This window comes from Hyphomonas polymorpha PS728 (genome assembly GCF_000685315.1).
Classification (GTDB): Bacteria; Pseudomonadota; Alphaproteobacteria; order Caulobacterales; family Hyphomonadaceae; genus Hyphomonas; species Hyphomonas polymorpha.
In genome coordinates this window covers 248,937-265,104 of sequence record NZ_ARYM01000003.1, presented here as the reverse complement: position 1 = coordinate 265,104, position 16,168 = coordinate 248,937, and the positions used below count along the sequence as shown (strand labels likewise).

Genomic DNA, 16,168 nt, shown 5'->3' with positions numbered 1-16,168 from the left:
GCGGGCGGCGTGCGCGGGGACAATCCGATCCTGCCGAGCGATGTGATCTTCATCGAGCCGCCGCAGGCCAAGGCATGAGCATCGCTGTCATCAGTGAGGTTCAGATCGCGGCCGCCCATGATGGCGACGCGGAACTTCTCGTGACACTGAAATACGACAATGGCGGCACCACCCTCGTCACGCTGGACGAGTATGCCGTGCGGGCACTGTTTGACGCCTGCGGAACAACGGTGCCGGAAGACCTTATCGGGGCGAGCTGGGAGCATGTCCGCGACGCGCTCATCGCCTCATCACAAAGATATGCCGGCGCATCGGCGACATAATCAGGGAGGAATTTGAAATGTATGATCTGGTGATCCGCAACGGCACGGTGGTCGATGGCTCGGGCATGCCCTCCTACAAGGCGGACATTGCGGTGAGCGGCAATCACATCGCCAAGATTGGCCGCGTAGCAGAAAAAGGCCGCGAGGAAGTGGACGCCGCAGGCAAGGTGGTCGCGCCCGGCTTCATTGATCCGCATACACATTTTGACGCCCAGCTGCTGTGGGACGGCTATGCCAAGCCGGCCCTCTCGCATGGCGTTACGACGATTGTTCCTGGCAACTGCTCCCTGTCCCTGGCGCCGCTGAAAGCGGAACACCGCATGAAGCTTGTCGGCATGTTCAACCAGATTGAAGAAATGCCGTACAAAGCCTTCAAAGAAGGCGTCGTCTGGGACTGGGAGACATTTTCCGAATACATCACACGCATCCGCAAGGGGCTGGCCATCAATGTGGCGCCACTGGTCGGGCATAGCGTGATCCGCCTCTGGGTGATGGGGGACGCTGCGATGGAGCGGACCGCGACGGCAGAGGAAATCGCCGGCATGCAAAGCGTGCTGCGCGAGTGCCTCGACGCTGGCGCGGTTGGCCTCTCCACCAGCTATGTCGACATGGATGAGACGCTGCTCCCCGTACCGAGCCGGTATGCCGACGCGAGCGAAGTTGAGGCGCTGGCGAGCGTTCTGGGTGGGTATGGCCGTATCCTGCAGATCGTGCCGGAATTTTATGACCCGGACCTGACGATTGCGCGTCTCGACCAGCTGGCCGAAATCTCGCTGAAATACTCGATCCCGACGACCTTCTCGCCGCTGTTCATCAATGCGGACAATGTGGATGCCGTTGAGCGCGTGATGGCGCGGGTGGACGAGCAGTTTGCGCGTGGGGCCCGCGTTTGGCCGCAGGTGCAGACGCGCCCGATCGATATCAGCTTCAGCTTTGCCGTGCCGAGCCTGATCTTCGTGCGCCTGCCAAACTGGTACAAGCTGATGCGCTTTGGCACGCCGGAGCAGATCATCGAGGGCTTCACCAATCCGGAGAGCCGCAAGAAGCTGATTGCCGAGGCGACGCCGAATATGGGCCTCTGGTCGTTCCTGACGCTGCGCTTTGCGCAGACGGACGCCAACCAGAAATATGTGGGCAAGACGCTGGCCGAGATCGGCCAGATGCGTGGCTGCACGCCGCTGGAAGCGATGATCGACCTTTCCGTGGAAGAGAAGCTGGACGCGCATTTCATGGCCGCGAATATGGGCCACAATAATGACGAGCGCGTCAGCGCCATGCTGAAGCATCCGCGCGTGCATATCGGCGCCAGCGATGGCGGCGCGCACATTCTCTCTTTCTCCACTTATGGCGACACAGGCTATCTGTTCTCGCACTTCGTCCGTAATCTGAAGGCCATGAGCATTGAGGATGCGGTGAAGAAGGTGACCTCCGATACCGCCGGCATCTGGGGTCTTCCCGATCGCGGTCTGATCCAGAAGGGCTATGTGGCCGATCTGGTCGTGTTCGACCCGGCGACAATTGACCGGGGCGAGGAAACCTATGTCCAGGACGTGCCGGGTGATGGGAAACGCTATGTGCGCGACTCGCGCGGCGTGGATACGGTTGTCGTTGGCGGTGGAATCGCCTGGTCTGCTGAGGCGGGCTATGCCGACAAGGATACGCGCGGCGCCATCCTGCCGGGCGCCGAGGCCGAGACACGCCCGCTGGTGGCCGCATGAGCTGGCCGGGCGTTACCCAGCGCCGTGTTGCCACGAATGGGATCGAGCTGAACATTGCCGAGGCGGGCGAAGGCCCGCTGGTGCTTCTGCTGCACGGCTTTCCGGAGAGCTGGTATTCCTGGCGGCATCAGTTCGCGCCGATTGCGGCGGCGGGATATCATGTGGTCGCGCCGGACATGCGCGGCTATGGCAAGAGCGACAAGCCGCCGAACATTACCGATTATGTTCAGACCGAAGTGATCAAGGACATCATCGGCCTGATCCCGGCACTCGGCTATGAGACGGCTGTTGTGATCGGGCATGACTGGGGCGCGCCGACGGCCTGGGCGACCGCGCTGTTCCATCCGGACAAGGTGCGCGCCGTGGGCGGACTATCCGTGCCCTTCATGCCGCGCTCCCCTGTGCAGCCGATGCCGATGCTGCGCGAGATTTACAAAGGGCAGTTCTTCTACCAGCTCTATTTCCACAAGCCGGGCGTGGCCGAGGCCGAGTTCGAGAAGGACATGTATACGGGGCTGCGCAAGTTCCTGATCATGGCCGCCGGCGAAACGGACTTGACCAAGCTGACGCCGAAGGCCGAGCATGACGACCTGCTGACCAGCCTGCCCTATCCGGAAACTCTGCCGAAATGGCTGACGGACGCGGACCTTGATTTCTATGTGGCTGAGTTCAAAGCATCGGGCATGCGCGGGCCGATCAACTATTACCGCAACCATGATCTGCACTGGCAGCTGACCGAAGGCGCGCCGATGGAAATCCATCAGCCTGCGATGTTTATCGCCGGAACAGCAGACGGCGTGGTGATGATGGCGGCCGCAGCCATCGAGGCAATGCCGCATTTCGTCAAGGATCTCCGGATCAACAAGATGATCCCCGGCATTGGCCACTGGACCCAGCAGGAAGCCCCCGAAGCGGTCAACGAGACCATTCTGGAATTCCTTCGCAATATCGACTCCTGACAGGTGGGGGGACGCATGCGTGAAAAAGTGATTGTTATCGGTGCCGGGATCGGCGGTCTGTGCACGGCGCTTATGTTGGCGCCGTCGGGCCGGGAGGTGATCGTTCTGGAACGCGACGGACCGGTGGAAACCAGTGATCCGGATGAGCTGTTCAAGACCTGGAAGCGCGTGGGCGTGGGCCATCTGCGCCAGAGCCACGCTTTTCTTGCGCGCCTGCGCACGATCATGAAGGCCGAACACCCCGCCCTGCTCGACCAGCTGATGGCGATGGGCGTGCGGGAGTTGCCGTTCGAAAACATGCTGACGGAAAAGCAGCAGGCGCGCTATCAGGCCGACCCGAACGATGCCGAACTGACGATCATCACCAGCCGCCGCACGACGCTGGAAATGGCGATGCGGCGGTATGTGGAAACGCTGCCGAATGTGACATTGCGTTCCGGATTTCTCGTCCGCAAGCTGACTACCCGGAAGGGCGAAGACGGCGTGTTCGATGTGACCGGCATCGAGGGCGAAGAGAATGGCGTGGCGGTAGCGCTGACCGCTGATGTGATCGTGGATGCGGGTGGCAAGGGCGGCTTCACCATCGAGCAGTTGATGGAGGAAGGCGCGGGCATTCGCGAGGAGAGCGAGAGCGCAGGCATACTCTATTTCACGCGGCATTACCGCTTCCTGCCCGGCAAGACCGAGCCGGACCGGAAGGCCAATCCGCCGCCGACCGGCGATCTGGGCTTTCTGAAGTTTGGCGTGTTTCCCGGAGACAACGGCAATTTTTCGATCACGGTGGCTATCCCCGAGATCGAAATGGAGATGCGCAAATCAATCCTCGACCCCGAAATTTTCCATCAGATCACGCTGATGCTGCCAGGGCTTCGTCCGTGGACGAATTCGCAGCAGTCCGAGCCGACGAGCAAGGTGTTCGGCATGGGCGATCTGATCAGCCGCTGGCGCGACATGGTGGTGGACGGAAAGCCGGCGGCGCGGGGTTATTTTGCCCTCGGCGACACATTGGTGCGGACCAATCCGCTGTATGGCCGGGGCTGTTCCTTTGCTGCCGTTTCCGCGCAGGCCCTGCGCCAGACGCTGGACGCAACGCCAGACCCGATGCAGCGCGCGCTGAAATATCATGAACGGGTAACCGAGGAACTTCACCCCTTCTACATCGTGCAGCGCCGGCAGGATCGCAGCGCCATGAAGCGCGCGCAGCAAACGCTGACGCCGGGCGCAAAACAGAGTTTCCGCTCAAGGATGATGGAGAGCTTTGTGGAGGATGGCGTGAAGATCGCTCTGCGCTCCGATACGCGGCTGCTGCGCGAGGCGATGCGCGGGTTTCATATGCTGGAGCATCCGGAAAAATGGCTGGGCAAGCCGAAGAACCTCGCGGGCGTTCTCTATTACTGGGCGCGCGGCAAGCGGCTGAACGCGGCGGCCTATCCGCCCAAGCCCGGCCCGGAGCGTATCGAGATGATGCAGGCGCTCAAGCTGGACTACAGGGCCGACATGGAACGCGCCGCGACGGAAAAGCCACTGGCCGCATGAGGGAAATGGCGTCAGGAAGCAGGGAGAACAGGATCTCATGACTTCACCCACCCTGGAGGCTGGCGCCAATACCATGGCCGAACCCGTTGCCGATCTTGGTCGCCGCGAACAGGCGAAAGCCGAACGCCGCCAGAAAATCATGGCGGCGGCGCGCGACATGATCCGCGAGACAGGCGACATGAACCTGTCGATGCGCGAACTGGCAAGGCGCGCCGAGGTGAGCGTGGCGACCTCGTACAACCTCTTCGGTTCCAAGCGCGCCGTTGTGATGGCGGTGCTGGAGGACGAGCGGGATTTTGTTCAGAAGTATCACAAGCTGGACGTGGCCGATGCAATCGAGCGCATCTTTGAAGCTTATGAACTCGGCTATGGATATTTTGTTCGGGACCCGGACTTTTACCGGCCGCTCTGGCGCGCGCTGCTGACGGCGGGCGGCAAGGATGATGATACCGGGCTCGCAAGCCCCGAGCGGCAGGCGCAGACGCGCGCGGCATGGCATATGCTGCTGACCTCTGCACAGGAGGAAGGCCTGCTGAAGACGGATACGAGCGCGGAGGCGCTGGAGCGGATGCTGTCGCATTTGGCAGGCGGGACGCTGCTTTCCTGGTCGGTGGGGATGCTGGAGACCGAGGAGCTGTTGCCGTCTGTGGGGCTTGGCTATGCGCTGATCCTGGCCGCCTGCGCAACTGAAAAAGGCCGCGCGCGGCTGGACAAGAAGATTGCCACGTTCCGGCAGATGCTGGCGAAAGCGCAGCAGGGATAACCGGCGCCCCTGCCCTGTGCAGAGGCGCCGAGCATCGGGTTACGGCGCGGGGTAGAAGCCGATATCGTCAATCTCGAACCAGGCGGTTTCGCCCGCCGCACGGTTCACGAGCACACCGACCTGCAGCAGATCGTCGCCGGTCCATTCCGGGGCAGCTTCGCGGTTTCCTGCGAAGGTGAAATCCGTGAACGGAACATTGATGTTGTTCCAGCCTTCGCCTGCCGAGACTTTCGCCTCCCACATGCCCTGCATCGAGACGATGCGCAGCGTGTAGTCTCCCGCGCCAAAGAGCTCTGCGGAGACGCCCTCATAGGTGGTGACATCCGCCGGGATAACCGAGCCGCGGCTGAGGGGAAACAGCACGCCGGCCATGGGGTTTTCCTTGCGGGCCATATTGGCGCTGACCGAGAGGACATGATCGCCTTCTTCGCGCGGGCGACGCGTGAAGGTGATGACCGAACGCTCCATGCCGAAGTCGAGATCGGTGACGGGGAGCGTGTCGATTGCGGTGCGGCCATCGGCGCGCTCAAAGTCGTCGATCAGGGCCGGGGCCGGACGCGCGGCGAGGGTTGCCGGAAGCGGCTTCGGCGGGTTTGCCGCGTCGTAAACGACGGCGCCATCAACGAGCACGAGCGAAGTCTTGCGCACATCGCTGATGGTTTTCCAGGGCTTGCCATCGATGAGAACGATGTCGGCGCGCTTGCCGGCAGCGATGGTTCCGCGATCTTCGGCGAGGCCGAGGGCGGCGGCGCTGTTGGCCGTGGCGGCGATCAGCGCGTCAGCTTCCGGCAGGCCAGCGGCAACGAAGAGCTCGATTTCGCGCAGCGTGGCGTCACCGTGCACGAGACCGCCGATGCCGGCATCCGTACCGAGGGCAACGGGCACGCCAGCGGCAAACAGGATACGGAGGTTTTCCTCGGCGTTGCCATATTTCCAGACACGCTGGCGCACAGCGGCGCTTTCCATGTTGAGCTCCGGCGCGCCGGGGCGGCGGGGCTCGTAGATGGCTAGGGTGGGCGCATAGTAGAGGCCGGAGGCCACGATATCGGCGACCTCTTCTTCAGTGATTACACGGTCTTGAAGGCTGTGAGCGATGATGTCCACGCCGGCGCGGGCAGCAAGCGCGCCGCGCTGGGCGGTGACCGTGTGGGTAAGGATGCGGATGTTATTCTGGTGGGCTTCAGTGGCCAGCGCGCTGAGGGTTTCCTCATTCATGCTGGTTTCTTCCGGCGACATGCCATAACGCCAGCCATCCGTGAAAACCTTGATATAGTCCGGCTCATAGGGGAGCAGTTCCTGCACCGCGCGCTGGGCGGACTCGTCCGTAAACACCCATTTCGTGGTGGTCTGGTCGCTCCAGTCTGCGCCATGACCGCCCGGTGTACTCATGCGAGCCACCATGTTCACATGCGGGGACGGAATCTGGCTCAGCCATTCGCGGCGCGGCTGAAAAGCCTCCGGCGGCTGATGGAAATCGAGCACAGTCGTCACGCCTGAGGCGAGATAGTTGGCGGCCACTTCCGGCAGGGCGGAGGGCGTGGCGCGCGGGCCCCAATGGGTGTGGACATCATAAAAACCCGGCAGCAGCGCGCGGCCTTCGCCTTTGATGACCTTGGCGCCGCGCGGCGCTTTCACTTTCGGCCCTGCCTCGATGATCCTGCCATCGCGGATGAGCACCGTGCCCTGCCAAGGCGCCGCGCCGGTGGCGTCGAACACCTCGACATTGGTGATGGCGGTCACCTGGCCGGGACGGGCGAAGGCGAACTGCTGCCCAAACAGGCAGACAGCGGCGAGGATCAGAACACTTAGAAGGCGGAGCACATATTTCTCCTTATGTGGGGGCATCTTGGCTTGTGCAGAGGGGTGCGTCTGTCTCCTAAGACGCACAAGACGGCAAAATCCTCCGGTGAGATCGCATTTTTCCGGTTGTCGCAGAACCGTCACTTGTATTTATCACACAACCAAGCTGGGCGAATCCAAGATGGGCCACCAATCCCGCAAGGGCACTCGAACCGAACATATCCCTGCAGACCTTGATGTCTGGGTGCGCAAATATGGCGGCGCCTTGCGGAATTATTTCCGCAAGCGGGCGCCTGCGGCCCTCGATCCCGAAGATCTGGTGCAGGAAGTTTTCGCCAAGATCGCTCGGAAGGCGGACCTTACGGAAGTCAGCACCGTCGAATCCTATCTGTTTCGGACCGCCAACAGCGTCCTTATCGACAGCATTCGCCGCTCGACCGCGCGTGGCGGGGGCGCACATGAAACTTTCGAGGAAGAGCGGCATGGGTTGGCGGATTCTGATCCCGAACGCGTCTTGATAGGAAAGGAAGGAGTCAAACGGCTGATTTCAGCCCTCTATGAGTTGCCCGCCCCTGTTCGTCAGGCGTTTGCGCTCTACCATTTTGAGCAGTTCAGGCACTCCGAGATTGCGAAACATCTGAAAATATCGGTTAGTACGGTTGAAAAATATATGGCGCGAGCAAACGCACATCTGTTGACCCGGCTGGGCCGCAACGATCGGTATTAATCTGGCGTCATGAAGGATTCGGGTTCGAGAAAGACGATGACGGGGCATACCGCAGCAGCCGACTGGGATGCGCGCCTGCGCAATCCTGACTGCAGCGATGCAGAACGCAGCGCCTTTCGCGACTGGTATGAAGCCGACCCCAGCCATCGCGAGGCCTATGAGCTTCTGCAGGAGTCTGTCTCCGCCCTGCTGTCCGTGGCGCATTCTCCGGAGATGCGCGCATTGCGCGACGCCGCGCTGAACGAGCGCCATAATGACGACAAGCGGCGGTATGCGCTGGTCGCGTGCCTTGCGATATTCGCGCTGATGGTGCCGGTTGCGGCGAATTTCATGATGCGGGGGAATCCCCCGCCCAGCCAGATCGATCTCGAAGCGCCAACCTATTACGCAACAACTGTTGGCCAACGTTCCGGCATCACGCTGGAGGATGGCTCGGTCATCACGCTGAATACCGACAGCCGCGTACATGTGGATTATTCTGGTGAGCAGCGACTGATCACCCTGCTAAAGGGGCAGGCCCTGTTTGAAGTGGCCAAGGACCCAAGCCGGCCGTTTATCGTCACCGCAGGGGATCAGCGTGTAGTTGCCCTAGGCACAACGTTTGATGTGCGCCTCAACGAAACGGCCGTTGAAGTCATCCTGGTGGAAGGCAAGGTCGAGATTGAGGAAGTGCCCGCCTCTGGCTGGAAAAAGCCGGCGCCGCTGGTACAGCTGGCATCGGGCGAACGGCTCGTCGCCACGTCCAAAGCGAGCCTGCCGGAAGTGACGAAGATAGACATCAGCAAGGCGACCAGCTGGCGTGAAGGCTATGTCACCTTCGAGAACACGCCGCTGACAGAAGCCATTGCCGAGATGAACCGCTATTCCACCGTGCGCATCGTTCCCGAAGGCGACGGCATCTCCAACCTGCATATCACCGGCCTCTTCCGTGCCGGCCAGCAGGCACGCTTCACCGAAGCGCTTCAGGTCTATTTCCCGATTGAAGCCCAGCGCGAGGGAAATGTGATCGTGCTAAAAATGTCACAACCTCTCTAGTTTGTTACTTGCCCGTCATATTTGTCAGGCGGGTTTGCCGAACCTGCTGCGTCCTAGGCATTGAAGGGGCTTCCCGCGGGGAACAGGAAGCCCTCAGCACGCAAGAAGCAATGAGGATCAGATGACAAGCAGGACTTTCCAAAACAAACTGAAGCGCGGCGTGATGAGCGGCGCGGCTCTGACCGCCCTGATGGCGGGATCGGCGATTGCCGAGCCGGTTCAGTTTTCTGTTCCTCCGGGATCTCTTTCCAAGGCCCTGACGGATTTCTCCCGCCAGAGCGACCGTGAAATTCTTGTCTCGGCAGACCTGGTCGCCGGCAAGCAGAGCACCGGCCTGGAAGGCGCTTTCGAGCCCGAAGATGCGCTGAGCGCGCTGATCTCCAATGCGGGCCTCAGCTACCGGGTTACCCCCTCCAACGTGTTCCTGATCGACGCTTCCGCCATTCAGCAGACGAGCCCGGACCAGGAAGTGGTCAACGAGAGCAGCGTTCAGTCTGAACCTGTAGTCCAGACGGCAGCAGCCGCCACCGAAGAACGCCGTGAACAGACGATCGTGGTTGTCGGCTCGCACATTCAGGGCGCGCGCACCACGGAGGCCCTGCCTGTGACCCTGATCGGCCAGGAGCAACTGGCTGCCATCGGCGCCGATTCGGGTGACGATCTCTTCCGGTCCATCCCGCAGATGGGCGACGTGACCTTCAACAGCACCTACCTGCCCCAATCGAGCAATGCCGCGCGCGGCGACGTCGGCTCGGTGAACCTGCGTAACCTCGGTATCGGCAACACGCTGGTGCTGCTCAACGGCCGCCGGGTGGTTCTGCACCCGACCTCGCGCGCCAACGAGAATCTCGTTCCGGTGCTGACCTACAACACCAATGCCATCCCGACCGCCGGCGTCAGCCGGATTGAGGTTCTGCGCGACGGCGCCGCGGCCATCTATGGCGCCGATGCCGTGGCAGGCGTGGTCAACACCGTGCTGCGCGAAGTGAACAATGGCGGCGACCTGACGGTCCAGTATGGCGGGGCTGAAGGCACCGACCTGCGCCAGCTTGATGTCAACGGCACCTTCGGTACCGATTTCGCCGACGGGCGCGGCAACGTCTCGCTGTTCCTCGGCTATACGGATCGCTCCGAACTGTCGACAACGGATCAGAGCTGGACGGCAACTGCAGACCGTCGCAGCTTCTTCACCGGCACCGACTTTGAAGGCGTAGGCACACTCGACCGCACGAGCACCATCAGCGGCTGGGGCAACTTTGCAACCGTCGGCACCGGCACCGTGCGCCAGAATGGCGTCGCGCTGACCACCAGCGCAGGGGCTTTCTCGGTCATTCCTTCCGCCAACGGAAGCTGCGCAACATCTCTGGGAGATGGCGTGTGCCTGCGCGCCAGCAACCGGGCAACGACCGGCACGGATCGCAACACGCGCTATGACACCAACGCAGTTGGCACCTCGCTGATGCCGGAAGTTGAGCGCATCAACCTCTTCTCGACCTTCCGTTATGACATGCCGAGCGGCATGCAGACCTTCGGCGAACTCGGCTACTACTTCGCCGAAACGAACGCATGGCAGCAATCTTCCACGATGCTGAGCTCCGCGCGCATCACTGTTCCATCCACGAACTACTGGAACCCCTTCGGGGCGACGCTGCTCCCCGATGGAAGCGTCAACCCCAACCGCCTGCCCGGCCTCAACATCTCCCCCAATGGCGCCGATGTTACCCTGACGAGCTATCGCTTCGATGATTTCGGACTTTCGAATGTGAACGTTGAAAATCACCAGTTCCGTTTCCTGACGGGTGTTCGCGGGGAAGTTGGCGATTTCGACTGGGAAAGCGCACTGCTTTACTCACGCGCGTCTGTTCGGGATGAGCAGGATGGCGTTTCATCCACCCGGCTTCAGGAAGCTATGTCCTGGTCGACCCCGGACGCCTACAACCCCTTCAATGGCGCCAATCCGGCAGACCCGCAGGGCCTCGATACGACCCTGTCGAATGCAGCGGCGCTCGACTATGCCCGTATCCGTACGGAGCGTTACTCGCGCACCTCGCTTGCCCAGCTGGATTTCAAGCTCAGCCGGCCCGATCTCTTCACCCTGCCCGGCGGCGATGTCGGCATGGCGACGGGTGTTGAGCTGCGCCGCGACCTGCAGCTTGATGACCGCGACAAGCATGTCGACGGAACCATCACGTTCACGGACACCGAGACCGGCATCACGGTTCCCAGCGACCTGGTCGGCACCAGCGATACGCCCGACACGAAAGGTTCGCGTACGGTGGGCTCCGCCTATATCGAATTCGCAGTGCCGCTGGTCTCGCCGGAAATGAACATTCCGCTGATGCAGAGCCTCGAGATGCAGGCTGCCGGCCGCTATGAGAACTATTCGGACTTTGGCGACATCGCGAAGCCGAAAGTTGCGCTCTCCTGGACGGTTGTTGACAGCCTCCGCTTCCGCGGCTCCTGGGCCCAATCCTTCCGCGCGCCCAACCTTGAGCAGATCAATGCGACGGTTGTTTCCCGCTCCAACACGCGTACGGACTGGGTGCGCTGCGAAGCGGACGTCCGGGCGCTCCGTATCGCGAACTTCTCAGATTGCACGGGTTATGGTTTCGCCACCACCGGTCGCCGCGCTGGCAACCCGGACCTGCAGGCGGAAACGGCGGATACCTGGACCGTCGGCGCGGTGCTGCAACCCCGCATCATGCCGGATCATTTCGGGTCTCTGACGCTGACCGCAGACCTGTGGAACGTCGAGCAGGAAGGCCTGATCGGCATCTATGGTGAAGGCAATGCGCTGATCCTTGACTATCTGCTGCGCACACAAGGCTCGAGCAATCCGGATGTCGTCCGCGCTGCGCCGACGGCTGACGAGATTGCAGCATTCGCCGGAACTGGTCTCGATCCGGTTGGCCGCGTTCTCTACGTCAACGATGCTTACCGGAACCTCCAACCGCAAAACCTGCGCGGCGTGGATTTCTCGGCATCGCTGGCCCTGCATGAGACACCGGTCGGCCGCTTCAATTTCGATGTGAACGTTGCACACCTTATCGAGTATGAGCGCGCAGCGTCTCCCGATATCCAGGCTCTGCTGGATGCCCGGGCTGCCGGCGAAATCAACTCCGGCACGATCATTCCGGAAGGCGGAAACCTGCTTCGTCAGGATGGTTCGCCGCGCTGGAAGTGGAACGCGTCTATGACCTGGCAGCCTACTGAAGCCATCACGATTGGCGCCTATACTCAGTATACCGGCTATTTCTGGGATACATCGATCCTGAACTCGGCAGGAGAAAACTGGCGCGTGGATGACCAGCAGACGGTCAACCTCTATGCCCAATACGCGTTCGATGAAGGCTTTGCGCAGAACACGCGCGTCCGCCTTGGCGTGCGCAATGTGGGCGACCAGCTGCCGCCGATGGACTCCAGTGCCACCGGCTATAACGGCGCGCTTTACCAGCCCTATGGGCGCTACTGGTATGCCAGCATCCGCAAGAGCTTCTGATAAAAACTCCGATAAAAACAAAGGCGGGCTGTAAACAGCCCGCCTTTTCTATTTTGGACGATCGTTGCGGTGAAGCTGCCGGGAAACTGGGTTATCCCTACAGGCTGACTGCGGGTTTGCGCCCTGAAATCTCGTCTGCCACCAGGCGCGCGGAGCCGCAGGACATGGTCCAGCCAAGTGTCCCGTGTCCGGTGTTGAGCCACAGATTCTGAAATTTCGAGCGGCCTACAAAGGGCACGCCATTGGGCGTCATCGGACGATGGCCGCACCAGAGATTGCGCTCCTCTGAAGTGGTTACACCCGGGAACAGGCTGAAGACGGACCGTTCCAGCGTGCGCTGGCGCTGCGGCTTCAGGCTGCGGTCAAAGCCGGCAAGCTCTGCCATGCCGCCCACACGCACACGGTCTCCCAGGCGTGTGATGGCGACCTTGAAGGTTTCATCCAGCAGAGTGGATTGCGGGGCGCGCGTTTCATCCGTGATCGGCACAGTGATGGAATAGCCCTTCACCGGATAGACCGGCAGGCCGATGCCCAGCGGGCGGGCCAGCGCCGGAGACCATGCGCCGCACGCCAGAACAAACGCATCTGCCTCTACCGGCTTGCCGCCGATGCGCGCGCTGACCCGGCCACCGGTTTCGGACAGGCCGTCAATCGATGTGTTCCAGAGGAACTTCACGCCGCGGGCCTCCGCAATGGCGGCCAGCGCATTGGTAAACTTGAAGCAATCGCCGGTTTCGTCTCCCGGCAGGCGCAGCCCGCCAACGATGGGATCGGCTGCGTGGGCCAGGCCTGGCTCAGCGCCATGGCAGCCCGCGGCGTCCAGAAGCTCGAAATCAATGCCGCCGGCTTTGAGTACTTCAATATCGCGGGCGGCCCCGTCATATTGTTTCTGGGTACGGAAGAGCTGCAATGTCCCGAGCGTACGATGGTCGTAGCTGATGGATTCAGCGGCGCGCAGATCCCGCAGCATGTCACGGCTGTAGGTGGCCAGGCGGACCATCTTTTCCTTGTTGGCGGCGTAGCGCGCGGGCGTGCAGTTGCGCAGCATGGCCAGGCTCCAGGCCACCATGGCGGGGCTGAACCTGTGATACTGGATGATCAGCGGAGCGTGTTCCATGAACAGCCATTTGAGCGCTTTCTGCGGCACATCGGGGGACGCCCAGGGAGACGCGTAGCCCGGCGAAATTTCGCCCGCATTGGCGAAGCTGGTCTCCAGCGCCGGGCCGCTCATGCGGTCCACCACGGTCACATCATGGCCATCGAGCGCGGCATAATAGGCGGTCGTGATCCCCACGACGCCGGCGCCCAGAATGACGACTTTCATGACTGCATCTCCTCTCCGCCCATAGACGGCCTGTTCGCATAGACCTTGGAAAAGCGGCGCCCAAGGCCGGTAAGAATTTCGTGCGGCGTTGTGCCGATAAGCATTGCGAGGTCAGATACCGATTGGTTTGGTCCGATCAGCTCCACCCTGTCGCCGGGGCCGATACTCCCTTTCAGCAGCGCGGTCACGTCCACCACGCAGCTATCCATCGAGACCCGGCCCAAGATCGGCAGGCGATTGCCGTAAAACCAGACCCCGCCACGGCTGCTGAGGGATCGGGGCCAGCCATCGGCATAGCCTGCGGAAACCGTGGCCGTGCGCAACGGAAATTTCGCGATATAGTCGAACCCATAGCCAACGCCGGCGCCGGCCGGAATATCCCGCACCTGAATGACACGGGCTTCAAGGGAGACGGCAGGCCGCATATGCGGAACGCCAGTGGTTCCCGGATCAACGCCGTAGAGCACAAGACCCGGCCGCAGGACATCTCCCGCTGCATCCGGCAGGAACATGGCCGCCGCCGAATTTGCCAGAGACCGGGGCACCGAAGGCAGGCGCGCGCAGAAGCGCTCAAGCCGGGCGATCTGGTCTGTATTGGCACGGGCGCCTGGAACATCGGCGCAGGCCATATGGCTCATCAGCAGGCGGATTGGGATCTTCTGCGTGAACGCCGGCCAGCCGAGCACTTCGTCAAACTCTTCTTCATCAAGGCCGAGCCGCGACATGCCGGTATCAACCTGAAGCGCGGCAGGCAGGACGCGGGACTGGTCTACCGTGAGCGCATACCAATCCCGCGCCTGTTCCGGTGTGTTCAGTACCGGAATGATGTTCTTCTCCGCCGCGCAGATTGCTTCACCGCCCGGCGCAAGCCCGTTGAGAACGAAAATCGTGACATCCGCGGGAAGGAAAGGTTTCACGGCCAAGGCTTCGGCGAGATGCGCCACGAAGAAATCCCGCGCGCCCGCAGCCGCAAGCACCGGCGCAATCTGCGCCGCGCCAAGCCCATAGGCATCCGCCTTGACCACCACGCCGACGCGGGCGGCCGGGTGCATCCCGCAGAGACGGCGGTAGTTGGCAGCAATAGCCGCCACATCAATCGTCAACCGGCCCGCCTCATCCGAAGAAGGACGCCAGCTCTCGGCAGTTTGAGCAGGGGTTTGAGGCGCCGGGAAGGCTGCCTCAGTGCCCATCCGCCAGAAGTCCCAGGATTGCGAGTTTCTCGACCGGCGGAAGCGCCCCTGATTCTCGCACGACCTTGAAGGAATCGTCCGCTATCTGAATGGTCTGGTCGATATCTTCTTCCGTCATCGCCGCACAGATGAACATGTTGTGCCAGGGGTGGAAATAGACACCGCGCTTCATGAGAGCGTCGTTCCAGGCGTAGCCTTTGGAATAGCCCGGATCATCTTCAAACATGATGAGCGGTATTTCTGCCGGGCCGGTCTGACGGAGGACAAAGCCGTGATGGCTTGCCGCCTCATCCAACCCTTTGCGCAGACGCTGGCCGAGGGATTGGGTGCGCTCAAGGTAATCTGTTTCGCGGATGAGGCGCAGCGTTTCGAGGCTGGCCGCCATCGGAGCGGCGGAGAACCAGAAGGAGCCGGTGGCGTAAATAGTGGCAGCGGCGTTGCGGGCTTTCTCCGCGCCGAGCAATGCGGAAATGGGGTGGCCGTTGGCGATGGCCTTGCCCCAGCTGGAAAGATCGGGCTGAACGCCAACGCGCGACCAGCTGGAATCGCGGGCAAGGCGGAACCCGGCACGCACATCATCCACGATCAGCAACGCTTCCTTCTCGTCGCAGAGTTCCCGGGCGCGGCGGGCATACTCCGCTGTCGGATCTTCCTGATCGACGAAGGTGTCGTGCTTGATCGGCGAGGCAAAAATGGCGGCGAGATCATCACCGGCCTTGCGAACGGCCTCTTCGAGGCTGGCGACATCATTATAAGTATAGAAGACCTGATTGGCGCGGTCGCTGGGTGCTGTGCCGTTCCTGACGGGCGTGCACCAGGGGGCGGCGCCGTGATAGGCGCCCTTGGCGAGCACGATGGTGTTTTTGCGGGTAAAGTTGCGGGCGACCATCATCGCCATCGTGGTGGCGTCTGTGCCGTTCTTGCAGAACATGGCCCAGTCTGCATGGGTGACCATCGCCGTCATCTGCTCGGCAAGCTCCACCATCAGGCCGGCCGGGCCGGTCATCGTGTCGCCCTTTTTCAGCTGGTTGATGTAGGCAGCGTCGATGCTCTCATGGCCATAGCCGAATAGGTTTGGTCCGTAGCCGCACATATAATCAATGTATCGGTTGCCATCTGTGTCCCACATATAGGCGCCCGAAGCACGGTCGAAGAATTGCGGATAATCGTCCGGCAAAAGGCGCACGGACTGGTGACCATACATCCCGCCCGGGATGACTGCTTCGGCCCGCTCACGCAAAGCCTTGTCCACTGAGTTCGTCCACATGTTGCCCTCGCCGATTTTGCCGATAAG

At 61.8% G+C, this 16,168-nt stretch carries 12 protein-coding genes; 8 read left to right on the top strand and 4 right to left on the bottom strand.

Going from position 1 to position 16,168, the window contains the following annotated elements; genetic code table 11:
• From HPO_RS04085 to HPO_RS04065, 5 genes are all read left to right on the top strand, one after another.
• A partial coding sequence (locus HPO_RS04085) for a hypothetical protein (RefSeq protein ID WP_241767859.1) occupies positions 1–323 on the top strand: 323 nt, incomplete at its 5' end.
• Between the two features lie 17 nt (positions 324–340).
• On the top strand, positions 341–2,041 hold the full coding sequence (locus HPO_RS04080; protein ID WP_035594742.1) for an N-acyl-D-amino-acid deacylase family protein: 1,701 nt from the start codon (positions 341–343) through the stop codon (positions 2,039–2,041).
• Complete coding sequence (locus HPO_RS04075) at positions 2,038–3,000, top strand: alpha/beta fold hydrolase (protein ID WP_035594739.1); 963 nt, start codon at positions 2,038–2,040, stop codon at positions 2,998–3,000. The genes HPO_RS04080 and HPO_RS04075 overlap by 4 nt, the downstream gene beginning before the upstream one ends.
• A gap of 15 nt (positions 3,001–3,015) precedes the next feature.
• Positions 3,016–4,536: an FAD-dependent oxidoreductase gene (locus HPO_RS04070; protein WP_035594736.1), complete on the top strand. Its 1,521-nt coding sequence runs from the start codon at positions 3,016–3,018 to the stop codon at positions 4,534–4,536.
• Positions 4,537–4,573: 37 nt separating this feature from the next.
• On the top strand, positions 4,574–5,299 hold the full coding sequence (locus HPO_RS04065; protein WP_051612252.1) for a TetR/AcrR family transcriptional regulator: 726 nt from the start codon (positions 4,574–4,576) through the stop codon (positions 5,297–5,299).
• A 39-nt stretch (positions 5,300–5,338) separates the two neighbouring features.
• Here the strand turns inward: HPO_RS04065 and HPO_RS04060 are convergent, their stop codons facing one another.
• The gene (locus HPO_RS04060) at positions 5,339–7,120 is read right to left on the bottom strand and encodes an amidohydrolase family protein (RefSeq protein WP_206742119.1); all 1,782 of its coding nucleotides are present in this window, start codon (positions 7,118–7,120) and stop codon (positions 5,339–5,341) included.
• Positions 7,121–7,280: 160 nt separating this feature from the next.
• On the opposite strand from HPO_RS04060, the gene HPO_RS20695 reads away from it, so the two are divergent.
• The 3 genes from HPO_RS20695 to HPO_RS04045 all read left to right on the top strand — a co-directional run bounded on the left by HPO_RS20695 (position 7,281) and on the right by HPO_RS04045 (position 12,360).
• Positions 7,281–7,826 (top strand): RNA polymerase sigma factor, encoded by a 546-nt coding sequence (locus HPO_RS20695; RefSeq protein WP_051612250.1) that lies wholly within the window; start codon positions 7,281–7,283, stop codon positions 7,824–7,826.
• Positions 7,827–7,862: 36 nt separating this feature from the next.
• Complete coding sequence (locus tag HPO_RS04050) at positions 7,863–8,861, top strand: FecR family protein (RefSeq protein ID WP_035594733.1); 999 nt, start codon at positions 7,863–7,865, stop codon at positions 8,859–8,861.
• A 121-nt stretch (positions 8,862–8,982) separates the two neighbouring features.
• Positions 8,983–12,360: a TonB-dependent receptor gene (locus tag HPO_RS04045; protein WP_035594731.1), complete on the top strand. Its 3,378-nt coding sequence runs from the start codon at positions 8,983–8,985 to the stop codon at positions 12,358–12,360.
• 97 nt (positions 12,361–12,457) lie between these two features.
• Here HPO_RS04045 and HPO_RS04040 read toward each other — a convergent pair whose 3' ends face one another.
• From HPO_RS04040 to HPO_RS04030, 3 genes are read right to left on the bottom strand one after another with little or no spacing between them, the layout of a single operon-like run.
• Complete coding sequence (locus HPO_RS04040; protein ID WP_035594729.1) at positions 12,458–13,684, bottom strand: D-amino acid dehydrogenase; 1,227 nt, start codon at positions 13,682–13,684, stop codon at positions 12,458–12,460.
• On the bottom strand, positions 13,681–14,874 hold the full coding sequence (gene alr / locus HPO_RS04035; protein ID WP_035594727.1) for an alanine racemase: 1,194 nt from the start codon (positions 14,872–14,874) through the stop codon (positions 13,681–13,683). The genes HPO_RS04040 and alr overlap by 4 nt, the downstream gene beginning before the upstream one ends.
• Positions 14,864–16,141: an aminotransferase class III-fold pyridoxal phosphate-dependent enzyme gene (locus HPO_RS04030; protein WP_035594724.1), complete on the bottom strand. Its 1,278-nt coding sequence runs from the start codon at positions 16,139–16,141 to the stop codon at positions 14,864–14,866. Before HPO_RS04030 ends, alr begins: the two co-directional genes overlap by 11 nt.
• Between the last annotated feature and the right edge of the window lie 27 nt (positions 16,142–16,168).